The organism is Streptomyces sp. NPDC030245 (assembly GCF_055572995.1).
The window spans coordinates 22159-46888 of record NZ_JBVICF010000019.1; the positions used below are offsets into that span (position 1 = coordinate 22159).

The following is a 24730-nucleotide window of genomic DNA, read 5'->3' on the forward strand; positions in this document are numbered from 1 at the left end:
CGGGGCAATACTCAGGTACGGACCAGAACTGACCATGTTCGCGTCAGCTGTCGGACACCCTCAGGAGCACCACCGACCGCTCCGCCACCGTGACCGTGTCACCCGCCCGGTGCACGGCCCCCGGCGCGGCGGCCTGGTCCTCCAGGGACGTGTCCACCACCACCTCGTACGCCTCGGCCCACGGCGGCCCCGGCAGCACGAAGGACGCCGGCTCCGCCGCCGCGTGCAGCACCGCGAGGAAGCTGTCGTCCACGACCGGCGCGCCCCTGGCGTCGCGGCCGGGGATGTCGCGCCCCGACAGATACATGCCGAGCGTCGCCGTGGGCGCGTACCAGTCGGCCTCCGTCATCTCCGTGCCGCCCGCCGTGAACCACGCCAGGTCCCGCAGCCCGTCCGCCGAGTGGGCGCGCCCCGAGAAGAACGACCGGCGCCGCAGCACCGGATGCCGCAGCCGCAGCTCGATCAGCCGCGCCGTCAGCGCGCACAGCTCCCGCCACCCCGGCTCCTCCCTGAGCTTCCAGTCGACCCAGCTGACCTCGTTGTCCTGGCAGTACGCGTTGTTGGAGCCGCGCTGCGTACGCCCCATCTCGTCGCCCGCGACCAGCATCGGCACCCCGGTCGACAGCAGCAGCGTCGTCATCAGGTTGCGCAGCTGGCGCCGCCGCAGCGCCGCGATGTCCGCGTCGTCCGTTTCGCCCTCGGCGCCGCAGTTCCACGACCGGTTGTCGTCGGAGCCGTCCCGGTTCCCCTCGCCGTTGGCCTCGTTGTGCTTCCTCTCGTACGTCACGAGGTCCCGCAGCGTGAAACCGTCGTGCGCCGTCACGAAGTTCACCGACGCGTACGGCCTGCGCCCGCCCCACGCGTACAGGTCGCTCGACCCCGAAAGCCGGTACCCCAGATCGCGTACGTCCGGCAGCGCGCCCCGCCAGAAGTCCCGCACCGCACCCCGGTAGCGGTCGTTCCACTCCGTCCACAGCGGCGGGAACGCCCCCACCTGATAGCCGCCCGAGCCCACGTCCCACGGCTCGGCGATCAGCTTCACGCGCCGCAGCACCGGATCCTGCGCGATCACCGCGAGGAACGGCGAGAGCATGTCGACGTCGTGGAACGAGCGCGCGAGCGCCGCCGCCAGATCGAAGCGGAAGCCGTCCACCCCCATCTCCGTCACCCAGTACCGCAGCGAGTCCGTGATGAGGCGCAGCACGTGCGGCTGGACGACCTGGAGCGTGTTCCCGCAGCCCGTGTAGTCCGCGTACCGGCGCGCGTCGCCCGGCTGGAGCCGGTAGTAGCCGCGGTTGTCGATGCCCTTCAGGGACAGCATCGGACCGAGCTCGCCGGCCTCCGCCGTGTGGTTGTAGACCACGTCGAGGATCACCTCGATCCCGGCCTCGTGCAGCGCCCGCACCATCCGCTTGAACTCGCCGACCTGCTGGCCCGTCGTACCCGACGCCGCGTACGCCGCGTGCGGGGCGAAGTAGCCGATCGAGTTGTAGCCCCAGTAGTTGCGCAGCCCCCGCCGCAGCAGATGGTCCTCGTGCGCGAACTGGTGCACCGGCAGCAGCTCGACGGCCGTCACCCCGAGCCGGACGAGATGGTCGAGCGCGGCGGGGTGCGCGAGGCCCGCGTACGTCCCCCGCAGCTCCCGCGGCACCCCCGGGTGCAGCTTCGTGAAGCCGCGCACGTGCAGCTCATAGATGACCGAGTCCGCCCACGGCGTCTTCGGGCGCCGGTCGTCCGCCCACTCGTCGTCCGGCGCGTCGTCGTGCACGACCACGCCCTTCGGGACGTACGGCGCCGAGTCCCTGTCGTCGCGGACCGTGTCCGCCACATGCTGCTGGGGCCAGTCCCGCACGTGCCCGTACACCTCGGGGGGCAGCCGGCCGTAGTCGTTGCCCGGGCCGCCGTCCACCGCGCGCGCGTACGGATCGAGGAGCAGCTTCGCCGGGTTCCAGCGGGCGCCCGTCCACGGGTCCCAGCGGCCGTGCACGCGGTACCCGTACCGCTGCCCCGGACGCACGCCCGGCACGAAACCGTGCCAGATCTCGTGCGTCAGCTCGGTCAGCGGACAGCGCGTCTCGACGGCCCTGCCGCCCGCCGAGTCGAACAGACACAGCTCCACCGCCTCCGCCCCGCCCGCCCACAGCGCGAAGTTGGTGCCCGCGACCCCGTCGGGCCCGACCCGGAACCGGGCCCCGAGCGGCGTCGGCGCCCCCGGCCACACCGGCCGGCCCGGCGCGGCACGCGGCGCCGCCCGCCTCCCCCCGTTCGCCGAGGGGGCGGACCGCTGGGCCGTGCCACGCCCCGTCTTCCGCGCTGCCCGCTCTGCCTCCTGCACTGCCTCTTGCTCGGCTGCGCTCGACACCTGTCGGCCTCCCGGCGGCTCCGTCGGTCGACGTGCGAAAAGGGCGTGCGGCGTCCCGGCCGCGGCTCCCCATGCGTCGTCCTCTCCATGGTTCTGCCCACCGTGCGCGTCGCACTCACGTTTCCCCGGCAGGGGGACGGTCGTTGGGACCCACGTGAGACAGGATGCGAGGCGCGCACGGCGCGCAGGGGCCGTGCTGGCCGCGGTAGTGACATGGGCGGGCCTGCTGGCCGGGGCGACGGGCTGCTCCACCGGGGCACCCGACGGATTCATGGGGAAGCCGCGCTCGCCCGCGGACGCGATCCGGGTGTCACCGGGCGACCGCAGCAAGGGGGTCGAGCCGGACGAACGCATCAAGGTCGAGGTCCCCAGCGGCCGCCTGGAGTCGGTGAAGGTGGTCCGGACGCAGGACGCGCAGAAGTTCGACGTGCCGGGGCGCATCGAGGAGGACGGCATGACCTGGCGGCCCCTCGACGAAGGACCGCTCGCGCTCGCCGCCACGTACCAGGTCGACGCCGTCGCCCTGGACGGCCACGGCCGCCGCTCCGCCCGGCACACCACCTTCCGCACGTACGTCCCCGACGAGCGCTTCACCGCATACGTCGCGCCGGAGAACCGCGCCACCGTCGGCACCGGCATGATCGTCTCTTTGGAGTTCAACCGGGAGATCGAGAACCGCGCGGCCGTCCAGCGCGCCATCCGGGTCACCGCCAGCCCGCCCGTCGACATCCGCCCGCACTGGTTCGGCAAGACCCGCGTCGACTTCCGCCCCGAGAAGTACTGGAAGCCGGGCACCAAGGTCACCGTCGGCCTGCACCTGCGGGACGTCGAGGCCGCCCCCGGCGTCTACGGCCTCCAGGACAAGACCTTCACCTTCACGGTCGGCCGCCATCAGGAGTCCCTCGTCGACGCCGCCGAGCACACCATGGAGGTACGCCGCGACGGCGAGCTGATCTCCACCGTGCCGATCACCGCGGGCGCCCCCAAGACCACCACGTACAACGGAAAGATGGTGGTGACGGAGATGCTGGAGGTGACCCGCATGAACAGCCGCACCGTCGGCTTCGGCGGCGAGTACGACATCCCCGACGTGCCGCACGCCATCCGCCTGACCACCTCCGGCACCTTCCTGCACGGCAACTACTGGGCGCCGGACGCCCCCGGCAACACGAACGTCAGCCACGGCTGCGTGGGCCTGCGCGACGTGAAGGGCGGCAGTTCGAGCACCCCCGCCGGCTGGTTCTTCGACCGGACCCTCATCGGTGACGTCGTCGAGGTGGTCAACAGCAATGACAAGAAAGTCGCTCCCGACAACGGCCTCGGTGGCTGGAACATGGAGTGGAAGGACTGGGTCAAGAACGGCTGATCCCCGGGTGGTCGACCGGGTGACCACCAGGTGACCGGCCGGCGACCACCAGGTGATCATGGACCGCCCGCACCCCACGGGCAGTTGGAACGGAACGGTGACATTGGCGGGGAGTCATCGCCCGGAACCGTGTGATTATCTATCGCTGCGCGTGTCTGAAACGCGCTGGTGCACTGGGGTGCGGGCCTGGATCCAGGCCGTGCGAGGGGAGACACATCTTGAACGGGCGACCGATATCGGGGACGTCGGTTGGCGCGCGTCTGCGCGCGCGGCGGCGGGGCGCCAGGGGAGTGACGGCGGTGGTGTCGGGGGCGGCGCTGCTGTTCGTCGCGGCATGCGGCGGGGGCGGCTCGGACTCGGGCGGCGACGGCAAGGACGAGGCGGACAAGAACGCCCCCTCGACGGCCGTCGTGACGATAGCCCCGAAGAACGGTGCGAAGTCGGTGGCCACCAGCGGCGCCCTCAAGATAGGCGCCGACAAGGGCAAGCTCTCCGAGGTCGAGGTCGAGGACAGCAAGGGCAATCCGGTGCCCGGCAGGATAACCGGGGGCGGCACCAGCTGGACGCCCGCGCACCACCTCGCGGCTGCCACGAAGTACAAGGTCCACGCGGTGGCGAAGGACTCCGAGGGCCGCGCCTCCGCCAAGGACACCTCCTTCACGACGCTGACGCCGAAGAACACCTTCATCGGCCAGTTCACTCCGGAGGACGGCTCGAAGGTCGGCGTCGGAATGCCGTTCTCCGTCAACTTCACGCGCGGCATCACCGACCCGGACGCGGTCGAGAAGGCCATCCAGATCAAGACCGAGCCGTCCGTGCCGGTCGAGGGCCACTGGTTCGGCAACGACCGGCTCGACTTCCGCCCGGAGAAGTACTGGAAGGCCGGCACGAAGGTCACCGTCAAGCTCAACCTCGACGGCGTCGAGGGCCGCCCGGGTGTCTACGGCAAGCAGGCCAAGACGCTGAGCTTCACCATCGGCCGCAGCCAGGTCTCCACCGTCGACGCCAAGACGCACCAGATGACGGTCGTCCGCGACGGCAAGCAGATCAAGAAGATCCCGATCACCGCGGGCGCCCCCGGCACCACCACGTACAACGGCGAGATGGTCATCAGCGAGAAGCTGAAGGTGACCCGGATGAACGGAGAGACCGTCGGCTTCGGCGGCGAGTACGACATCAAGGACGTCCCGCACGCGATGCGCCTGTCGACCTCCGGCACGTTCATCCACGGCAACTACTGGGCAGGCGGCGTCTTCGGCAACACCAACGCCAGCCACGGCTGCATCGGCCTGAGCGACGTGCGCGGCGGCTACAGCAAGAAGACGCCCGCCGGCTGGTTCTTCGAGAACTCGATGATCGGCGACCTCGTCGTCGTGAAGAACTCCGCCGACAAGAAGATCCAGCCGGACAACGGCTACAACGGCTGGAACATGTCGTGGGAGAAGTGGAAGGCATAAGCCCCACCCCTTCCGTACCGGGGGCCCGGCGCACTGTGACCAAGTGCACCGGGCCCCTCGGCGTTAACCCCCGCTAACGTGCCTGTCATGACTGCACACCTCGAAGTCGCCGAAGGCGTCGGCACGATCCGACTCGACCGTCCCCCGATGAACGCCCTGGACATCGCCACCCAGGACCGCCTCAAGGAACTCGCCGAAGAGGCCACGCGGCGCGACGACGTACGCGCCGTGGTGATCTACGGCGGCGAGAAGGTGTTCGCGGCGGGCGCGGACATCAAGGAGATGCAGGCCATGGACCACGCCGCCATGGTCGTGCGCTCCGGCGCACTCCAGGACTCCTTCACCGCCGTGGCCCGCATCCCCAAGCCCGTCGTCGCCGCCGTCACCGGCTACGCGCTGGGCGGCGGCTGCGAGCTGGCGCTCTGCGCCGACTTCCGCATCGCCGCCGACAACGCCAAGCTCGGCCAGCCGGAGATCCTGCTCGGCCTCATCCCCGGCGCGGGCGGCACCCAGCGCCTGTCCCGCCTGGTCGGCCCGTCCAAGGCCAAGGACCTCATCTTCACCGGCCGCCACGTGAAGGCCGAGGAGGCGCTCACCATCGGCCTGGTGGACCGCGTCGTGCCCGCCGCCGAGGTCTACGAGCAGGCGCACGCGTGGGCCGCGCGCCTCGCGCAGGGCCCGGCCATCGCGCTGCGCGCCGCCAAGGAGTCCATCGACGCGGGCCTACAGACCGACATCGACACCGGCCTCGCCATCGAACGCACGTGGTTCGCGGCCCTGTTCGCCACCGAGGACCGCGAGCGGGGCATGCGGAGCTTCGTCGAGGAGGGCCCGGGCAAGGCCAAGTTCGTCTGAACCAGGCCTGTTCGTAGATGAGTTGAACGTACGTCAGTGCAAGGGTCCCCCGAAGGGGCGGATTGTGGACGGCTCGACGGGGCGCTGCGGGCGTACGCCGCGCGGCGTTAAGTGATCATGCGTAAGCAGGAAGTCGTCGCAGGTCACAGCGGATTCGCAGCCACTTAACTGCCACTGGCATATGTCAAGCGAACCCCCCGGAATGGATGGTTCCGGGGGGCTTATTCCGCCGGAACGGCCCCGGAAGGCGCTCTGGGCGGCCATGATGGGGGCATGGCGGGGCTGGAGGGTAACGAACGGCCGCGGCGGCAGGGCGGTGCGACCGCGGCACGCTGGTCGCCGGCGGTGGAGGACGAACACGCGCTGAAGGCGCTCGAGTTGTTCGGCAATCCGACGGACGCGGAGGTGCCGCTGCCGTCGCGCCCGGAGTCCGCCGCCATCGCGCGCCGCCTCGCCCAGGTCGTCGTCCTGCGCCACTGGGGACTCTCCCCGAAGCTCACCGAGGACGTCGTCCTCCTCGTCTCGGAACTCGTCGGGAACGCCGTGCGGCACACCGGCGCCCGCGTCTTCGGCCTGCGCATGCAGCGGCGCCGCGGCTGGATCCGCGTCGAGGTCCGCGACCCCTCGCGCGGGCTGCCCTGCCTGCTGCCCGTGCACGAGATGGACCTGAGCGGCCGGGGCCTCTTCCTCGTCGACAAGCTCTCCGACCGGTGGGGCGTGGATCTGCTGCCGCGCGGCAAGACGACGTGGTTCGAGATGCGGGCCGCCGACCGCTGACGGTCGACCGCGGACAGCCGAGCGCTGGATACGCGAAAGCCCCCGGCGGCCGTGGTCGGCGTCGTGGGGGCCTTCGTGAAGGGCCGTGAATGTATGGGGTGTGATCCACGGCCTGATGACGACCTGAGCCCGGGTCAATGGGGGTCGTGTCTCCGACTATGGCAGATGGGCGCCAGTGAGCCAAAAGGTCATAACCAGTCTTAGGTGGGCAAACCATGACAGTTTAGAGGTGAATCCTTGGTGAGATGGGACACCTGCCTGGTAAACGCTGGTTAAGCGGAGGCTGTGACAGGCGATACGTAAGGGCCGCCAGGGCGGCGCCGGGCCCCCCGCTCCGACCCGTACCGGCCGCGAAGCGGGCAATCAACAACATTTCCTTCTTTTCGCCATTAAATGGTCGCGTGATCGAGACCGACCGCCGCAGCGTCCTGCGCGCGGGCACACGCCTGGCCGCCGCGGGCGCGCTCGCCACCGGGTGCGCCGCGACCGGCTGCGCCGCCCCCGCGCACGACCGCCGGCCCGCCCCCGAGCCCCGCCGCCTCCCCGGCCTGCCCGCCCAGATCACCCACGGCCCCCGCACCCGCCCCCGGGTCGCCCTCACCTTCCACGGCCAGGGCGACCCCGCCACCGCGAAGGCGCTGCTCGGCCAGGCGGAGCAGGCCGGCGCCAAGGTCACCGTGCTCGCCGTCGGCAGCTGGCTCGACGCCCACCCCGGACTGGCCCGCCGCATCCTCGACGGCGGCCACGACCTGGGCAACCACACCCAGCGCCACCTCGACATCAACGACATGTCCGAGGCCGACGCCTACGCCGAGATCACCGGCTGCGCGGACCGCCTGCGCCGCCTCACCGGCTCCATCGGCACCTGGTTCCGCCCCTCGCGCACCCGCACGGCGACCCCCCTCGTCACACGCCTCGCCCGCCGCGCGGGCTACCCGCACGTCCTCTCGTACGACGTCGACTCCCTCGACTTCACGTCGGCGGGCGCCCCGGCCGTCACCCGGGCGATCACCGGCGAGATCCGCGCGGGATCCGTCGTGAGCCTGCACTTCGGGTACGCGGACACGGTCGCCGCGCTGCCCGCCGTCCTGAAAGAACTGGAACGCCGCGGCCTGCGCGCGGTCACGACCACGGAGCTACTGACCTGATGCCCCACAAGAACCCCTTGCCTCACACGAACGTCCTGCCCCACAAGAAACTGAACCTGAACCTGACCAAGCGCACCGCGGCCGTACTCGCCGCCGGCGCCGTGTTCGCCGCCCTCGCGGGCTGCGGCAGCGACAAGCGGTCCGACGAAGCCATCGGCGCCGACGGCGTCCGCAAGCCCGCGAAGCCCAAGGTGGCCCCCGGGCTGCCCGGCATGCCGCCGGTCCTCGACCCCAAGGACGCCTACGCCGCCGACCGGCCGAACGCCCTCCAGCCCGTCGCCAAGAAGTTCCTGGACCGCGTCTACGTCCCCAACACCGAGTCCAACACGGTGTCGGTCATCGACCCCAAGAAGTACGAGGTCATCGAGACCATCGAGGTCGGCAACCAGCCGCAGCACGTCGTCCCCTCCTGGGACATGAAGACGCTCTGGGTCAACAACGACCTCGGCGACACCCTCACCGCCATCGACCCGGTGACGGGCAAAACGGGTCGCACGGTCGAGGTCTCGGACCCCTACAACCTCTACTTCACGCCGAACGGCAAGCACGCCGTCGTCATGGCCTCCATGGACCGCGAACTCGTCTTCCGCGACCCCGAGACCATGAAGCGCGTCAAGACCGTCCCCGTCACCTGCGCCGGCGTCAACCACGCCGACTTCTCCATGGACGGCCGCTACTTCATCGTCTCCTGCGAGTTCTCCGGCGAACTCCTCAAGGTCGACACGGAGAAGATGAAGATCGTCGGCCAGCAGAAGATCCCCTTCAAGGGAGCCATGCCGCAGGACGTGAAGATGTCCCCCGACGGCAAGACCTTCTACATCGCCGACATGATGGCGCACGGCATGTGGGTCCTGGACGGGAAGAAGTTCACGAAACCGAAGCTGCTGCGCACCGGCAAGGGCTGCCACGGCCTGTACGTCAGCCGCGACTCCAAGGAGATGTACATCTCCAACCGCGGCGAGGGGACGGTCTCCGTCTTCGACTTCCCGAAGAACAGACTCACCAAGAAGTGGAAGCTCCCGGACGGCGGCAGCCCCGACATGGGCGGCGTCTCCGCGGACGGCAACACCCTCTGGCTCTCCGGGCGTTACGACTCCGAGGTGTACGCCATCGACACCCGCACCGGAGTCCAGGTGGCCCGCATCCCGGTCGGCGACGGCCCGCACGGACTCGCGGTCTACCCGCAGCCCGGCCGCTACTCGCTCGGGCACACCGGGATCTTCCGTTGAACAATTGAAGGTTGACGGTTGGCCGCAGCTGACAACGGGCACCAAACGGGCAGTTCAGATACCCGCCTTCCCCCACTTGGAGGCGCCCGTGATCCGAGGCATCGATGTCAGCTCACACCAGTCGACCTTCGATACGGACGGCCTCTCCTTCGTCATCATAAAGGCGACAGAGGGCCGTTCGTACGTCAATCCGAAGCTCTCCGCCCAGACCAAGCGCGCTCGCGACGCGGGCTGCGTGGTCGGCTACTACCACTTCCTGTGGCCGAGGAACATCACGGCCCAGGCGGAGTACTTCGTGAGCAAGGCCCCCGAGAAGGAAGGGGACTTGCTGGCGGTGGACTGGGAGTGGACGGGTGACCACACGGCCGCGTCGAACGCGGAGAAGGACCGGTTCATCCGCGAGGTGAAGCGACTGCGCCCCGACCACAGGGTGATCCTCTACTGCAACCGCGATTTCTGGTTGAACCGGGACAGCACGTCCTACGCGGGCGACGGCCTGTGGATCGCCGACTACGTCAGGGCGGGCAAGCCCCGCATCCAGGCGCAGTGGACGTTCCACCAGTACACGTCGTCGCCGATAGACAAGAACGTGGCCGCCTTCGCCAGCGAGGACGAGCTGCGCGAGTGGGCCGCTCCTCAGTAGGAGCGGCCACTTCCCAGCAGGGCAGGCCCTAGGCGCGCCACTCCGCCGTGCGCTCCGGCGACGCCGCGTCCAGGGCCTTGCGGATCTCGTCCACGCCACCGACGTTGCCGTACACGGGAGTTCCGGGCTGCTGGCGCCACGACTCGTCCTGGCCGCCGTTGTCGACGGTGTCGAAGCCGAGCTCGTCGATCAGGTCGCGTACGACCTTCTTGGCGGCCTCGTCGTCACCGGACACCGGCAGCGCGACCCGGCCGGGCGCGCCCTTCGGCAGGGGCTTGTCGAGGATGTCCTGGGCGTACGTGCCGTTGAAGGCCTTGATCACGGGGTGGCCGATCTGCCGCTCCGTCCAGCGGCTCTCGGTGAGGCCGTCCTCGATCTCGGCGATCTTCCCGTCGCGCTGCTGCGGGTAGTAGTTGCCGGTGTCGATGACGGCGACGTCCTCGGCCGCGCCGTCGAGGAAGCCGGCGGGCAGGTCGGGGACGGCCTTGAGCGGGACGGTCACGACGACGACCTGCGCGCCGCGCGCGGCCTCGCCGACGGTGACGGGCTTCGCGCCGGTCTCCTCGGCGAGGGCGGTCAGGGTGTGCGGGCCGCGCGAGTTGGCGACGGAGACCTCGTGGCCGAGGGCGGTGAGGCGGCGGGTGAGGTTGCCGCCGATGTTGCCCGCCCCGATGATGCCGATCTTCATGACTGCGCCTTCCGGAGATCCACTGTTGTTCGGTCGTAACGGAGGTAACCTCCGGATCGGCTGGGGTATTCCGGCGGGAGGCCCTAGTCCACGAGCCCCGCATGGTGCGCCAGGATCGCCGCCTGGACGCGGTTGGTGAGGGAGAGCTTCGACAGGATCCGGCTGATGTGGGTCTTCGCGGTGGCCTCGCTCATGTGCAGGGCCGCGGCGATGTCGGTGTTGGAGAGGCCGCCGCTCAGGGCGATCAGGACCTCGCGCTCCTTCTCCGTCAGGGCCTCCAGGCGGCCGCGGGCCTCGGCGCGGCGGCGCTGCCGCTCGGTGGAGTGGCCGGCGTCGTACTCCGTGAAGCGGCGGATGAGGCGGCGGGTCACCTTCGGGGAGAGCATCGCGTCGCCGCGGGCCGCGCTGCGCACCGCGGCGATCATGTCATCGGCTGTGGCGTCCTTCAGCAGGAAGCCGACGGCCCCGTGACGCAGCGCCGTCTGGACGTATTCGTCGAGGTCGAAGGTGGTCAGGACGACGACGTGCGGCGGGCGGGGCGAGCGGGTGAGGAGCTCTGTGGCGGTCAGGCCGTCGGAGCGGGGCATCCGGATGTCCATCAGGACGACGTCCGGTTCGAGGGCGGCGGCCATCGACACCGCCGCGCTGCCGTCCGATGCCTCGCCCACCACTTCGATGTCGGGGGCGGACGCCATGATGGTGCTGAGCATGGAGCGCACCATCCATTCGTCGTCCACGATCAGGACCCGGGTCTTCGTCTCGCTCATCGTGTGGCTTCCCTGTGGGTGGGCTGCTGTCGGGGCACGTCGTCCAGCGGGATCTCGGCGGCGATCTCGAAGCCGCCGTCCGGGGTGGGGCCCGCGGTGAGTTCACCGCCGACGAGCCGTATCCGTTCGGCGATGCCGAGCAGGCCGTGGCCGCCGCTGGGCAGAGCGGAGGGGCTGCCGTCGGCGCCGCGCTGGTTGACCACCGTGAGGTACAACTGGCGGCGCGTGCACTGGACTCGGACGTGGGTCGCGGCGTCGGCGGCGTGTTTGTGGACGTTGGTCAGGGCTTCCTGCACCACCCGGTAGACGGCATGCTCGATCAGGGCCGGCAGCTCGGGTGGGCGGGTGGTGCCGTGCTCTCCGGTCAGCTCCAGGGTGACCGGTGTCCCCAGGCCGCGGGAGTCGGCGACCAGTGTCTCCAGCTCGGCCAGGCCGGGCTGCGGGGCGAGCGGGGCATCGGACTCGGTGTGCAGGACCTCCACCAGCGAGCGGAGCTCGGTCAGCGCCTCGCGGCCGACGGCGCCGATCTGCTTGCCGATGTCGACGGCGGACGCGCCCTTGGCCGCCTCGAGCGCGGTCGCGTGCAGCACCATCAGGGCTACCCGGTGGGTGACGATGTCGTGCATGTCCCGGGCGATCTGGGCGCGTTCGTCGCTGCGGGCCCGCAGCACCCGCTGCCGCTGTTCGCGCTCGGCCCGCTCGGCGCGCTCCCGCAGCTCGGCCGTGAGGCGGCGGCGGGCGCCCGTGTAGAGGCCGAGCAGGATGGGGAAGACGCAGATGCCCACGCTCATGAGCGCCGCGTCGAAGCCGCCGCCCCGCCAGATCGGCAGGGCGACCACCGCGACGGCGACCGTGGAGGCGACGGCGACCCGACGCCAGGAGGCGACCCGGTCGGCCAGGGTGTACTGCGCGAACACCACGGCGAACCAGGCCGAAAGCACCACATAGGCACCGAGTGCGGCCAGCAGGAGCAGCACGGGGCGGCGGTGGCGGAACCAGGTCGCGAGACCCACGAGCAGCCCGACCGGGACCGCCACGAAGAGCGGCGGGTTCGCGGGCAGGTAGTCGAACCTCGCGGAGATCCCGTCGCTGGCGGCCGTGGTCACGGCGAGGAGCACCGCCACGAGGGCGCCCTCCGCGGGACGCAGGCGTTCCCGGTGGCCGGCGAGGCGACTGTGCCAAGTCATGGCCGCAGGTTAGCCGCGGTGCCAACGGGCGGGCGTCGATCGATAGTTGTACGCGGCGTCGAGGGGTCTGCAACCTTCCGCCGAGCAGGGGAGCGCGGATCGGCGGATGCCCGGCCGGTGCGGTGCTCGGCACGCTGAGGGCATGCCTGAAATCACCGAACGCACCACAGCGGGGCACAGCCGTCCGCCACAGCCCGTGCCGTCCGCGGCCCGTCGGTCGCAGGGCCGGGGGTGACGGCCATGTACGTCGCCGCAGCCGGACTCGAACTCGGCCTCAGCCTCGTCCTGTTCCCCGCCTGGCTGATCGCCGCCGTCGCGACGGGCCTGCAACCGGGCCGCCGCACCGCGGGCCGCATGCGGCGGATGTCCCGTATCGCCCTGGCGCTGGTCTGCGTCGCCCTGCTGCTCACCGCGGCGCGGCTCGTCGTGTACGGGCTGCTCGCCCGCCAGGGGTGGGTGTTCGTCGGTGACCGGCGGCTGTTCACCACCTTCGTCATGCTGCTCCCCGCCGTGGTCGCCACCGTCGTCTGGACGGTGCCGTGGCTCGTGTCCGCGGCCCGCACGCGGCTGCCCGACCCGGCTGCGCCGGTGCCGCCGGACGAGCAGGCGCGTGCCCGGTCCCCGCGCCATGTCGTGCCGCCCCGGCTCGCGGCCTTCGGCGGCCTCGGCTGCTTCGCGCAGCTGGCCCTGCCGCCGGACCGGTCGTTCTGGCTCGGCCTCGGCGCGTACGGGTCGATCACCGCCGCGGTCGCCGGGCTGCTGGTGTGGCGCGCCGACGCGCGACTGCGGCGCCTGGTCACCGGCCGCGGGACCACGCGGCGACGGGCGGTGGCGGTCCGGCTCGGCACGGCCGTGGTGGTGCTCGGCACCGTGCCGGGCCTTGTCGGGCAAGGGATCGCCGGCAGCCGGCTCCCGCACACCTTCTCCATGATGAAGGGTGAGGCCGACTGGGGCGGCGGTGACACCGGGCAGCACCACGAGATGGCCGAGGGCCACCACATGGCCCCCGGAACCGGCGGTCCCGCCGAGGTCTCCACCGACCAGCTCCGCGGTCCCGCGAGTGACACACCGGACCGGCGCTTCTCCCTCACCGCCCGGGCCGAGAAGGTGCGGCTGGCCTCCGGCAGGACGGTCGACGCCTGGACGTACAACGGCCAGGCGCCCGGCCCTCAACTGCGGGTCACCGAGGGCGATCTCGTCGAGGTCGAGCTGCGCAACGAACTGCCCGGTAAGACTCCCGTCACCCTGCACTGGCACGGCGTCGACGTCCCCAACGGCGAGGACGGCGTGGCCGGTGCCACGCAGGACGCGGTGCTGCCCGGCAAGTCCTTCACCTACCGCTTCCGCGTGGAGGAGTCCGGCACCCGCTGGTACCACTCGCACCAGGCCGCCTCCGAGCAGGTCGACCGCGGTCTCTTCGGCGCCCTGGTCATCGAGCCGAAGAAGCACAGCCGCCCGGTGGACAACGACGTCAGCGTCCTCGCCCACGACTGGCGGACCGACGAGGGCACGGTGTCCGCGATGGGCGTCTCGGACGAGTTGGAGCGGCGGCGCGCCGAGCCGGGCGAGAAGATGCGTATACGGCTCAGCAACACCAGCGGTCACACCCGAGAGTTCGCCGTCGACGGAGTCCCGTACAAGGTCACCGCCCTGGACGGCACGGACGTGCACAGGCCGACCGCGCTCAAGGGCGAGAAGCTGGTGCTCGGCGGCGGCAACCGGATGGACGTCGAATTCACCATGCCCGACGGGCCGGTACGGGTGACCGACGGCAGCGCGCCGGACGCGGGCATCGTCTACTCGCCCGACGGCAAGGGGCAATTGAAGGCGGACCTGAGCGGTGCCGCGTTCGATCCGTACAGCTACGGCAGTCCGAAGAAGACGGAGTTCGGCCCGGACAGCGACTTCGACCGCGACTACAAACTCGTCTTCGACGAGTGGCTTGGCTTCTACGACGGCAGCTTCGGCCTGAAGCAGACCATCAACGGCAAGGTCTTCCCGGACACCCCGATGCTGATGATCAAAGAGGGTGACCTGGCCCGCACCACGTTCGTCAACCGTGGGAGCGAGGACCATCCGATGCATCTGCACGGTCACCACATGCTGGTGCTGAGCAAGAACGGCAAGCGCGCCTCCGGCAGCCCCATCTGGCAGGACACCGTGCTCGTCCGGCCGGGCGAGGAGGTCCAGGTCGCCTTCGAGGCCGACAACCCCGGTATCTGGATGGACCACTGCCACAACTTCTGGCACAGCAAGCTCGGCATGGTCATGCACCTCGCATACGACAACGTCACCACGCCGTACGAGATCGGCGGCCCCGTCGGCAACAAGCCCGAGTGAGCAGTTCATAAGCCCTCCGGCAGCACCGAAGCCAGCACGCCACCAGACCACCATCACCCTCGAACGCCCTCGAACGGAGTGTCCTCACCATGAACCGGAAGCTCGTCAAGCGCGTCGCCATCGCCTCCACGCTCGTCCTCGCCCTCGGCGCGGGCGGGGCCTACCTCTATCTCGACGCCACCTCCGACGTGCGGCGCACCGGCGCCGAAACCTGCGGCGAGGTGATCCCGGCCGACGCCGACCGCCGCGACGGCAAGGCCGTCTGCGCCACCATCGACGCCCTCGCCGACGCCTGGGAGCGCGGTGACGCGGAGGCGTACGGCCGCCGGTTCACCGAGGACGGCACGTACACGACGTACATAGGGAGCCACTACGAGGGGCGCGCCGACATCACCGCGAGCCACCGCGTGCTCTTCAAGGGCTTCCTCAAGGACAGCAAGCTCGCCGCCAGATACCTCGACATGCGGTTCCTGACCAAGGACGTCGCCGTCCTCACCAGCCGCGGCGCCGACTGCACCGGTGACGAGCCCGGCGCGGACGACCTCTCGAAGGTGACGACCTTCACCCTGGTCCGCGACACCGACGACGCCTGGCGGATCGGGGCCTTCCACAACACTGAGCGCAGCAACGTCATGGAGCGCTTCTCGTTCCTCTGGGCCCCCGACACCGCTCCGAAGGCGGAGAAGTGACGCTCGGCGGAGGGGCTAGTCGTTGGCCCGCAGGAGGTCGAGTGTCGACTGGAGCTCCCGCTGGGTCACCAGGGCCGCCGTGTCCGGGTCCCCCGACTCGACCGCGCGGACGAGCGCCGTGTGTGCGGCGTCCCCGTGGTTGCGTTCCTCGGCCCGTACGTCGGTGAGTTCGAGCAGGTCGATCAGGCCCTGGCGGAGTGCGGGGGTGAACTCCGCGAAGAGGTCGGTCAGTACGGGGTTGTGTGCCGCCGCCACGACCGCCGCGTGCAGGGCGATGTCGGCGTCCACGAACTCCGGGTCGGCCGCGGCGGCCGCCACCTTGCGGCCGGCGAGCGCGGCCGCCATCGCCGCGATGTCCTCGTCGGTGCGGCGCAGCGCCGCCAGCCGGGCCGCCTGCACCTCCACCAGCATCCGCACCTCGTACACGTCGGTGACCGCCGCGCGCCGCAGCCGCGTCGGCCAGTCCGCGACCGGTTCCGTCGCGGTCACGAAGACTCCGGCGCCCTGGCGCGGCTGCACGAGGCCGGCGCCGGCGAGGGCGCGCAGGGCCTCGCGGAGGGTGGAGCGGCCCACGCCGAGCTCCTTGGCGAGGGTCGTCTCGCCGGGGAGCCTGGTGCCGACGGGCCAGGTGCCGTCGGTGATCTGCTCGCGGAGCCGGGCGGCGGCCTGTTCCACGAGAGGGCTGGGGCGTACGGGACCTAGCGGCATGGGGGGCCTTTTCGGGAGGGGCGGGCGCGTGGGGGTCGGCGACTTGTCTGAGGAGTACTTGTCTGAGGAGCTGACGTGTGGCTAGTGTACCGGCATGATCTTCCGCGGTCTCCTTCTTCTCGGCTGCCGCGGCGGGGCCTGAAACGACCGGCACCCCGCCGCGGGGTGCCGTGCTGCCGGTCTTCCCACGACCGAGTTCAGGAGCAGACCCCGTGACCACTGCCACGTATGGCACGGACCCCACGTACGACTGGAATCCGCAGCGGCCCGGTCCCATGCCGCACCACCGCTACCGGCCCCACCAGCGGCGCGTCGACGTCCCCGCCGCGGAGCGGAGCTGGCCGAGTGCCCGGATCGAGCGGGCGCCCCTGTGGGTGCCCGTCGACCTGCGGGACGGGAACCAGGCGCTCGCCGAGCCCATGGACACCGACCGCAAACGGCGCTTCTTCGACCTGCTGGTGTCGATGGGGTTCAAGGAGATCGAGGTCGGCTATCCGTCGGCCAGCCGGACGGACTTCGAGTTCGTGCGGTACCTGGCCGGGCGTGCCGCCCGCGGCGGGCTGCCCGACGACGTGACCGTCGTCGTGTTCACACCCGCGAGGCCCGAGCTGATCGACCGCACCTTCGAGTCGATCGAGGGGCTGCCGCGCGCCGTCGTCCATCTCTACATCCCCACCTCGCCCGTCTGGCGCGACGTCGTCCTCGGGCGGTCGCGCGACGAGGTGTACGGCGTCGTGCGGGAGGCCGCGGCGCACATGGCGCGGCTCGCCGACGCGCGGCCGCACGCCGACATCCGCTTCCAGTTCGCGCCGGAGACCTTCAACCTCACTGAGCCCGACTTCGTGCTCGAAGTCTGCGACGGCCTCACCGAGCTGTGGGACGCGAGCCCCGACCGGCCCGTCACGCACAACCTGCCGGCGACCGTGGAGATCGCGACCCCGAACGTGTACGCCGACCAGATCGAGTACATGCACCGGCACCTGGCGCGCCGGGACTCCGTCATCCTCTCCGTCCACCCGCACAACGACCGCGGCACCGGCGTCGCCTGCGCCGAGCTCGCCGTCCTCGCCGGGGCCCAGCGCGTCGAGGGCTGCCTCTTCGGCAACGGGGAGCGGACCGGCAACGTCGACTTGGTCACCCTCGCCCTGAACCTGTACGCCCAGGGCGTCGACCCCATGGTCGACTTCTCCGACATCGACGCCGTCCGCGAAGTCGTCGAGCACTGCAACCGGCTGCCCGTGCACCCCCGCCACCCCTACGCGGGCGACCTCGTGCACACCGCGTTCTCCGGCACCCACCAGGACGCCATCAGCAAGGGGTTCGCCGAACACGCCCGGCGCGCCGCCGAGTTGGGCGTCCCGGAGCGTGAGGCGCCGTGGGACGTCCCGTACCTGCCCATCGACCCCGCCGACATCGGCCGCACCTACGAAGCCGTCATCCGCGTCAACTCCCAGTCGGGGAAGGGCGGCATGGCGTATCTGCTGCGTGACAGGTACGGCCTGGACCTGCCACAGGGCCTGCGGCCCGACTTCTCGCGCGTCGTCCAGGAGGCCACCGACGACAGCGGGCAGGAGGCGACCGCGAAGGAGCTGTACGAGCTGTTCCGCGCCACGTATGTCGCGCCGGGGCTCGACGGAGAGGTGGCGCTGAGCTCGTGGACCACCGACCGGGCACCGGACGGCGCGCACCGCTTCATCTGCACGCTCCAGGTGGGGGAGCGGGCCGGTGACTTCGAGGGCGCGGGCAACGGTCCGCTCTCCGCCTTCGTCGACGCGCTGGCCGCCGCGGGGATCACCGTCGGCATCCTCGACTACGCCGAACACGCCGTCACGGAGGGCGGCGGCAGCGAGGCCGTCGCGTACGTGCGGTGCCGGGTCGGGGACGCCGAGTGCTGGGGCGCGGGCCTGGACACGTCGGTCCTGACCGCCTCCGTGCAGGCCGTGCTCGCCGCCGTGAACCGGGCGGGGGCGGCGCGGTGACCCTGCCGGACCCCGCCCCGCCCGTCCTGCGCGCGGACGGCGTCACCGTGGTCCGCGCGGGCCGGCCCATCCTCGACGAGGTCAGTCTCACCGTCCGCCCCGGCGAGCACTGGGCGCTGCTCGGCGCGAACGGCGCGGGCAAGTCGACCCTGCTCGGCCTCTGCGGCGCCGTCACCCACCCCACGCACGGCACGGTCGAGGTGCTCGGCCGCCGCCTCGGCACCGTCGACCTGCGCGAGCTGCGGGCGTACGTCGGACATGTGAACCCGCGCCATCCGCTGCGCTCACCGCTGCCGGTGCGCGACGTCGTCCTGACCGGGCTCACCAACAGCATCGAGCCGGTACCGCGCCGGCGCCCCACACCGGAGCAGGAGGAGCGGGCCGACCACCTGATCGGCCTGCTGGGCCTCGCCCACCGTGCCGACGCGCGCTGGCCCACGCTGTCCCAGGGCGAGCGCGGCCGCACGCTGATCGCCCGCTCCCTGATGCCGAGGCCCTGCCTCGTCCTGCTCGACGAGCCGGCCACCGGCCTCGACCTCGCCGGGCGCGAACGTCTCCTCGACAGCCTGGACACCCTGCGCGAGGCGCACCCGGAGCTGGCCACCGTGCTGGTCACGCACCACCTGGAGGAGCTGCCCGCCGGGACGACGCACGCCCTGCTCCTGCGCGACGGACGCACGCTCGCCTCCGGCACCGTCGGCGACGTACTCACGAGCGACCGGGTCGGCAAGTGCTTCGACCACCCGGTGCGGCTGGAGCGCACCGACGGCCGGTGGAGCGTGCGCACCCGGCGCTGAGGACGCGGGAGGGGCCCGGCGCACCTGATGCGCCGGGCCCCTCCACTGCCCGTACTGGGCCTGCTTGTTCTACTGGGCCTGCTTGTTCAGGCTCGCCCAGAACTCGTCGAACGACAGGCGCTTGTCCGCGTTGGTGTCCTTCGTGCCGATCACGGCCTCGGCCACCGTCTCGGTCACGTAGAAGTCGCCCATCCTGGCCATGGCGCTCTTCCACTCGGCCGCCGTTATGAAGCCGTCGCCGTCCGCGTCGAACTGCTCGAACGTCTTGCGTGCTTCCTCGATGTCCGCCACCGGATCCACCCCTTCTTGGTGCACTACTGACGGGGGTCAGAGTAACGGCCGGGCGCCTTCGTTCCCGAAATGAGATCTTCGCTCGCTTCTTGTTCACGAACTGAGATCCGGGCCCGCGTCCGGCGTGGGACGGGTGAGGTAGAACGTCACCGAGGGGGCCGCGTGTCCCCGTGAGGGGGACGTGGTGGAGAAGTTCGTGGGCAGGGCCCCTGACCTGGGCCGCCTCGAAGCGCTTCTGGGTGCGGGTGGCGCGGTCGTCGACGTGGTCGGGGAGCCCGGGATCGGCAAGAGCAGGCTGCTCATCGAGTTCGCGGCGCGGGCCCGCGCCCGGGGCGTGACCGTGCTGCGGGGGCGGGCGTCGGAGCGGGCGCGGACACGCCCCCTGCGGCCGTTCACCGATGCCTTCGCCGAGCTGGACCCGCGGGCCCGGCGGGCGCTCCCCTCGCTGGCGGGGCTGCCCGCGGCCGTGCGGGGCGACGGACCCCTGGACGCGGACGGCGGGGACCTCTTCGGCCTCTGCCGGGCCACCGCCGAGGCCCTCGGCGGACTGACCGGCCCCGGACTCGTCGTCGTCCTCGACGAGATGCACTGGGCGGACGAGGCGTCCCTCGAACTCCTCGACCATCTCGTACGCCACCCCGTCCGCGCCCCCTTCCTGCTCGCCGTCGCCCGGCGCGAGCGGCAGTCGCCCGCGGCGCTCGGCGCCGCGCTCACCCGGGGCCTCGACACCGGTGCCGTGCTGCGGATCGCGCTCGGCCCGCTCGGCAGGCGGGAGGTGACCGACGCGTTCGCCACCGCGGAGCTGCCGCGCGAGCGGGCCGAGGAGATGCACGCGGCGAGCGCAGGCAACCCCCTGTACCTCCTCGCACTCCTCCAAGGGCGCCCCACTCCGCTGCCGCTCGACGAACTGGCCGCGCTCACCCCGCCGGAACGTGCCACCGCCGAGGCCGTCGCGGTGCTCGGCGACCACGCGACCACCGACCTCATCGGCGCCGTCACCGGCACAGCCCGCCCCGAACTCGTGGCCGCCCTGGGCCAGTTGTTACGACGCGACCTGCTCAGACCGCACCCCGACGGCTGCCGCCTGGTGTTCCGCCACCCGCTCCTGCGGGCCCGGATGCGCGAGGCCGTCGACCCCTGGCGGCGCCACGAGCTGCACCGCGCGGCCGCCGCCGAGCTCACCCGCTCCCGCGCGCCCCTCGCCGACCGCGCCCACCACATCGAACAGTCCCTGACCGGCTGGGACCCCCGGGCGGCCGCGGTCCTGACGGAGGCCGCCGGGCAGGTGGCCGCCACCGCCCCCGCGGTCTGCGCCCGGCTCCTCGGCGCCGTCCTGCGCGTCCTGCCCGACGACGCCGAACACCTCGACGCGCGGCGCGAGTTGACGCTCCGGCGCGCGACCGCGCTCGGCATGACCGGCGCGGTGCGGGAGAGCAGGGACCTGCTGCACCGCCTCGTCGGCATGTGCGGCCCGGACCCTTCGGGCGGCGACCCGCTGCGTACGGCCGCCGTCGTGCAGTGCGCCTTCATGGAGCGCCACCTGGGGCGGTACGCGGCGGCGGGCGCGCTCCTCCGGCGCGAACTCGACCGGCGCCCGGGACCCCCGCCGGACCGGCGCACCGGCCTCGTCGTCGAGTGGGGCAACAACGCCCTGTTCGCCACCCGCTACCCCGAAGTGCGCGACGAGCTCACGAGGACCCTCGCCGACGCGCGGGCGCGCGGCGACGAACTCGGCGCGCTGGAGGCCCTGACGGTGGCCGCGCTCGGAGAGGTGTACGAGGGGAACACCGCGGCGGCCCGCCGCCACGCCGCCGAGGCCGCCGCGCTCACCGACGTGACCACCGACGCCGACCTCGCCGGGCGCTGCGAGTCGCTGGTGCGTCTCGCCTGGAGCGAGGCGTTCCTCGACGACAGCGCCGCCGCGCTGCGCCACGCGGAACGCGGCGTCGACATCGCCCGGCGCACCGGACTGCCCTTCACGCTGTCGCAGCTGCTGCTCTGCGGCGCGTACGTCCGCTGCGCGGCGGGCCGGGTGACCGAGGCGCTGGAGCGGGCCGACGAGTCCGTGGCGGTCGCGCGGGCGCTCGGCGGCGCCGAACTCCTCGGCTTCGGCCGGGCCCTGCGCGCCATGATCCTCGCGCAGACGCGCCCGGCGGGCGACCCGGAGGCCCTCGCCGCGGCCGAGGAGGCGGCCGCCACGGTGGGCACGGTGGACGGCTGGTCGGCGACGGTGTCCCGGTGCCTGCTCGCGTACGCGGCGCTCGGCGCGGGCGACCCGTACCGCGTGCGGGACGTCCTCCTCGACGCGGGCGGCGGCCGCGACCTGCCCCGCGTACAGCCCTCCATCCGGCCCGCCTTCCTCGAACTCCTCGTCACCTCGGCGCTGGACACGGGGGACGTCGCCGACGCGGAGCGGTGGGCGGCACGCGCGCTCCAGGAGGCGGACCGCCTCGACCTGCCCGTCCAGCGGGGCGCCGCGCTGCGGAGCGCCGGCCTCGTCGCGGCCCGGCGCGGCGAACAGGAGGCGGCGGCGCGGGCGTTCACCGAGGCGGCGCGGGAGAGCGCGCGGGCCGGGGCGGCGCTGGCCGAGGCGCGGAGCCTGCTGCTCGGCGCGCCCTTCGTGGCGGCGGCGGGCGAAGGCTCCCGGGCCGCCGCGATGGCCCGCCGCGGGCGGCGCCTCGCGGAGGAGGGCGGCGCGCTTCTGCTCCTCGACGGGGACGGCTCTCCCGGCCGGCGGCCCGTCTGCGTGCGGCCCTCCGGCGTGCCGGACACCCACCGGGCGCTGAAGGCCACCCAGCCACCGAAGGCGCCCCGGCCACCCGTGGCCCCCGCGCCCCACCCTGCGCCGCATCCCGCCCCCGCCGGACCCTTCGCGGCCCTGACGCCGCGTGAGCGGGAGATCTCCGCACTGGTCGCCGAGGGCCTCACCAACCAGGCGGTCGCCGCGAGGCTCTGCCTGAGCACGCGCACGGTCGAGAGCCACGTCGGCCGCATCTACCGCAAGACGGGTGTGGCATCGCGCGCGGCCCTGGCCTCCCTGGTGGCACGCGGCTCCGGCGGCCGGGCTCAGCTCTCGCGCGGGTAGGGACCCGGGCCGCCGCCCGCTCCGGCCAGCAGGTCGCACTCCTCGGCGAGGGACGCCAGCGTGCCGTCGGGGTCGGGGCGTTCGCGTACGGCGGCGCCCACGCGCCGTGCCCGGTCCGCCGCCGCACCGCGCCTGCCGAGCACGAACTCCAGGCGCGCCGCCAGGAGTTCGGTGAGGTGCAGATCGGCCAGGCCGGGCCCGCCGCAGGCGCGCAGCGCCTCGACCGCCCGTTCCGCGTGGCCGAGGGCCGTCTCGAAGACGCGTACGTCGGCGGCGTACCGCTCCGGGGTGCCCCGCCCTTCGACCGGCGGGCCGTCGGCGTGCTCAAGGACCAGGCGGCCCAACTGCGCGTGCGTGCGGCCCAGTTCGACGCGCAGCTCGGTGCGCTCCGGGTCCTGGTCCGCCTCCTCCGCGCGACGCCGGTTGGCGTCCAGGGCCTCGGCCATGACGTCCTCGGCGGCCGCGGGACCCTGCGCGGCCAGCGTCTCCCAGGCGCGGGCCCGTACCGCGCGCACCAGGGCCCCGTGCTCACCGAGGGAGCGCCACACCTCCTCGGCCCGCAGGTAGGCCAGGACGGCCTCCGCGTGCAGTCCGGCCCAGCCCCACGCCTGTGCTGCCCGCTGGGCCAGGGACGCCTCGTGGTGCCCGTCGCAGCCGTCCCGTGCGGCGTCGGCGGCGAGGGTGAACTGCTCGGCCGCCAGGCGGTGTGCGCCGGTGAGGAGATAGCTGCGGGCGAGCCAGGTGCGGGCCTGCGTGCGGTCGTGCGGGGCGTACCCGTCGCCGAGGTCGGGCAGCACCGCCTCCAGGACGGCCACCGCCTCCTCGTGGCGGCCCGCCTCGCAGTAGAGCCCGCCGAGCCGCAGCCGGGCCTGCGCACCGATGTGCGCGCTCTCCCCGGCCAGGTCGGCGTAGTGCGCGGCGTCGATCAGGAGCCGTTCCGTCCGGGCGCCGGGCCCGGCTCCTGCGCCGGCCCCGTCGTCGGCGTGCGGCAGGTTCCGCGCGAGCGTGAGACAGAGGCGGGCCCGGTCGCGCGCGGCCAGGCGCCCGGCGTGCGGGAGCCCGGCAAGAGCGCTCTCAGAACCCGCGGGCGGGGGAGTGCCCTCGGGGTCCTTCGGCCGCGGTCCCAGCGGCAGCGGGGTGTCGCGCAGGGGGCGGGCCGCCAGGCGGGCGCGGACGCGCTCGGAGACCGCCGTGGTGCCGTTGCGCCGGTCGAAGCGGCCTGCGAGGTCCAGGGCCGTGTCCCGGGCGTGGCCGAGGAGGGACGCCGCGGTCCACGCGCCGTCGGGCGGCCCCGGCACCGGCCGGTCGCCCCGGCCGAGCTCCACCAGGCGGCCCAGCAGCAGGGCCGCGCCCACCAGCCACTCCACGTGGGCCGACGGGTCGCCGGTCGCCGCCCAGCGCCGGCTCTGCTCGGCGAGGATGCGCAGGCCGTGCGGTTCGTTGCCGGTAAGAGCGCAGAACTCCAGGTGCAGGCCGACGGCGGGGCCGGACATGTCGTCGGAGCGCACCATCCGATAGCCGCGCAGATGATGGGCGCGTGCCTGGTCCGTGCGGCCGACGCGCACCAGGGGAAGCAGCGAACGGGCGAGGGTCTCGTGCGGCTCGCGGTGGCAGCCGTGCGCGCCGTCCAGGACGGGCTCCCAGCCCTCCAGGGCCGCGCGGTCGTCGCCGCGGTCCAGCTGCCGGATGCCCTCCGTCGCGTACTCGCAGGCGAGGCAGTCGGCCATGGCGTCGCGGGCGGCCGCGGTCCACGCGGCGTACGCGCGGGAGGCGCGCCCGGTGTCGCCCAGCTGCCGGGCGAGCCGGAACTCGGCGCCGTGCACGGCCCGTTCGGAGTACCCGGCGGCGCGGTAGCGGAGCCGCATCCGGTCCAGCCACTCCTCGACCTCGGCGAGCGGCACGTCGGGCCGCCGCCGCGCGTCGGCCACCACCCACCTGAACATCCAGTGCAACCCGCGGACGTCGTCGTCGCCGAAGTCCGCCGGGCCCTCGTCGTACATGCGCAGCAGCCGCGTGAAGGGCGCGGACGTCCTGTCGCACGCGCCGCCGAAGCTGTAGGAGTGGACGAGGAGGGAGAGCGCCGCCACGAGCAGCGGCCGGTCGCCGGTGGCTTCCGCCTCGGTGGCGAGCGCCTCGGCGCGGGCGTTCCGCGCCCCGCCGTACGGCTCGGTGCCGAGCCGGCGGATGTCGGCCAGGATGTCGCGGCGGGGCCGGGCGGGCGCCGGGGCTTCCCGGGAGACGGAGCGGTTCCTGGTCGCGTCCAGCGGGCCCATGTGTGTTCCTAGGTCGGGGTGCGGTCGAGGGTGCGGTCGGCGGGAGGGCGGAAGCGGTGTGGCGGCAGCGGTGCGGCGGCTCGGGGCCG

Annotated in this window: 19 protein-coding genes; 12 read left to right on the forward strand and 7 right to left on the reverse strand. The window is 72.6% G+C overall.

Annotation, left to right across the window (positions count from 1 at the left end):
* Positions 1–43 precede the first annotated feature (43 nt).
* A complete protein-coding gene (gene glgX / locus ACZ4Z4_RS36900; RefSeq protein ID WP_468337779.1) occupies positions 44–2362 on the reverse strand; it encodes a glycogen debranching protein GlgX in 2319 nt (772 codons plus the stop codon).
* Positions 2363–2558: 196 nt separating this feature from the next.
* On the opposite strand from glgX, the gene ACZ4Z4_RS36905 reads away from it, so the two are divergent.
* The 7 genes from ACZ4Z4_RS36905 to ACZ4Z4_RS36935 all read left to right on the forward strand — a co-directional run bounded on the left by ACZ4Z4_RS36905 (position 2559) and on the right by ACZ4Z4_RS36935 (position 9837).
* A complete protein-coding gene (locus ACZ4Z4_RS36905; protein WP_468338017.1) occupies positions 2559–3728 on the forward strand; it encodes a L,D-transpeptidase in 1170 nt (389 codons plus the stop codon).
* Positions 3729–3946: 218 nt separating this feature from the next.
* A complete protein-coding gene (locus ACZ4Z4_RS36910; RefSeq protein ID WP_468337781.1) occupies positions 3947–5185 on the forward strand; it encodes a L,D-transpeptidase in 1239 nt (412 codons plus the stop codon).
* Between the two features lie 87 nt (positions 5186–5272).
* On the forward strand, positions 5273–6040 hold the full coding sequence (locus ACZ4Z4_RS36915; protein WP_468337784.1) for an enoyl-CoA hydratase/isomerase family protein: 768 nt from the start codon (positions 5273–5275) through the stop codon (positions 6038–6040).
* A gap of 168 nt (positions 6041–6208) precedes the next feature.
* Complete coding sequence (locus tag ACZ4Z4_RS36920; protein WP_468338020.1) at positions 6209–6817, forward strand: ATP-binding protein; 609 nt, start codon at positions 6209–6211, stop codon at positions 6815–6817.
* Positions 6818–7218: 401 nt separating this feature from the next.
* A complete protein-coding gene (locus ACZ4Z4_RS36925) occupies positions 7219–7965 on the forward strand; it encodes a polysaccharide deacetylase family protein (RefSeq protein ID WP_468337786.1) in 747 nt (248 codons plus the stop codon).
* The gene (locus tag ACZ4Z4_RS36930) at positions 7965–9194 is read left to right on the forward strand and encodes a YVTN family beta-propeller repeat protein (RefSeq protein ID WP_468337789.1); all 1230 of its coding nucleotides are present in this window, start codon (positions 7965–7967) and stop codon (positions 9192–9194) included. The genes ACZ4Z4_RS36925 and ACZ4Z4_RS36930 overlap by 1 nt, the downstream gene beginning before the upstream one ends.
* Before the next feature lie 88 nt (positions 9195–9282).
* On the forward strand, positions 9283–9837 hold the full coding sequence (locus ACZ4Z4_RS36935) for a glycoside hydrolase family 25 protein (RefSeq protein ID WP_468337792.1): 555 nt from the start codon (positions 9283–9285) through the stop codon (positions 9835–9837).
* 28 nt (positions 9838–9865) lie between these two features.
* Here the strand turns inward: ACZ4Z4_RS36935 and ACZ4Z4_RS36940 are convergent, their stop codons facing one another.
* The 3 genes from ACZ4Z4_RS36940 to ACZ4Z4_RS36950 all read right to left on the reverse strand — a co-directional run bounded on the left by ACZ4Z4_RS36940 (position 9866) and on the right by ACZ4Z4_RS36950 (position 12479).
* Complete coding sequence (locus ACZ4Z4_RS36940; protein ID WP_468337795.1) at positions 9866–10525, reverse strand: NADPH-dependent F420 reductase; 660 nt, start codon at positions 10523–10525, stop codon at positions 9866–9868.
* An 83-nt stretch (positions 10526–10608) separates the two neighbouring features.
* Entirely contained in the window at positions 10609–11292 is a 684-nt protein-coding gene (locus tag ACZ4Z4_RS36945; protein WP_468337798.1) for a response regulator, read from the reverse strand.
* Complete coding sequence (locus tag ACZ4Z4_RS36950; protein ID WP_468337801.1) at positions 11289–12479, reverse strand: sensor histidine kinase; 1191 nt, start codon at positions 12477–12479, stop codon at positions 11289–11291. The genes ACZ4Z4_RS36945 and ACZ4Z4_RS36950 overlap by 4 nt, the downstream gene beginning before the upstream one ends.
* Before the next feature lie 240 nt (positions 12480–12719).
* Between ACZ4Z4_RS36950 and ACZ4Z4_RS36955 the strand changes: the two genes are divergently transcribed.
* Both ACZ4Z4_RS36955 and ACZ4Z4_RS36960 read left to right on the forward strand, forming a co-directional pair.
* Positions 12720–14819, forward strand: coding sequence for a multicopper oxidase family protein (locus ACZ4Z4_RS36955; protein WP_468337804.1), 2100 nt, complete (start codon positions 12720–12722; stop codon positions 14817–14819).
* Between the two features lie 89 nt (positions 14820–14908).
* Entirely contained in the window at positions 14909–15508 is a 600-nt protein-coding gene (locus ACZ4Z4_RS36960) for an SgcJ/EcaC family oxidoreductase (RefSeq protein ID WP_468337807.1), read from the forward strand.
* A 15-nt stretch (positions 15509–15523) separates the two neighbouring features.
* Here ACZ4Z4_RS36960 and ACZ4Z4_RS36965 read toward each other — a convergent pair whose 3' ends face one another.
* The gene (locus ACZ4Z4_RS36965; RefSeq protein WP_468337810.1) at positions 15524–16216 is read right to left on the reverse strand and encodes a FadR/GntR family transcriptional regulator; all 693 of its coding nucleotides are present in this window, start codon (positions 16214–16216) and stop codon (positions 15524–15526) included.
* Between the two features lie 275 nt (positions 16217–16491).
* Between ACZ4Z4_RS36965 and leuA the strand changes: the two genes are divergently transcribed.
* Together leuA and ACZ4Z4_RS36975 are read left to right on the forward strand one after the other, a co-directional pair.
* On the forward strand, positions 16492–18195 hold the full coding sequence (gene leuA, locus ACZ4Z4_RS36970) for a 2-isopropylmalate synthase (protein ID WP_468338024.1): 1704 nt from the start codon (positions 16492–16494) through the stop codon (positions 18193–18195).
* 2 nt (positions 18196–18197) lie between these two features.
* On the forward strand, positions 18198–18992 hold the full coding sequence (locus ACZ4Z4_RS36975) for an ABC transporter ATP-binding protein (RefSeq protein ID WP_468338028.1): 795 nt from the start codon (positions 18198–18200) through the stop codon (positions 18990–18992).
* Positions 18993–19061: 69 nt separating this feature from the next.
* Here ACZ4Z4_RS36975 and ACZ4Z4_RS36980 read toward each other — a convergent pair whose 3' ends face one another.
* Entirely contained in the window at positions 19062–19283 is a 222-nt protein-coding gene (locus ACZ4Z4_RS36980) for an EF-hand domain-containing protein (protein WP_468337812.1), read from the reverse strand.
* 196 nt (positions 19284–19479) lie between these two features.
* Here ACZ4Z4_RS36980 and ACZ4Z4_RS36985 point away from each other — a divergent pair, with 196 nt between their 5' ends.
* Positions 19480–22368 carry a helix-turn-helix transcriptional regulator gene (locus ACZ4Z4_RS36985; protein WP_468337814.1) on the forward strand — a complete coding sequence of 963 codons (2889 nt, stop codon included), beginning with the start codon at positions 19480–19482 and terminating at the stop codon, positions 22366–22368.
* On the opposite strand, the gene ACZ4Z4_RS36990 is transcribed toward ACZ4Z4_RS36985, so the two are convergent.
* Positions 22350–24641 carry a hypothetical protein gene (locus tag ACZ4Z4_RS36990; protein ID WP_468337817.1) on the reverse strand — a complete coding sequence of 764 codons (2292 nt, stop codon included), beginning with the start codon at positions 24639–24641 and terminating at the stop codon, positions 22350–22352. The genes ACZ4Z4_RS36985 and ACZ4Z4_RS36990 overlap by 19 nt on opposite strands.
* Between the last annotated feature and the right edge of the window lie 89 nt (positions 24642–24730).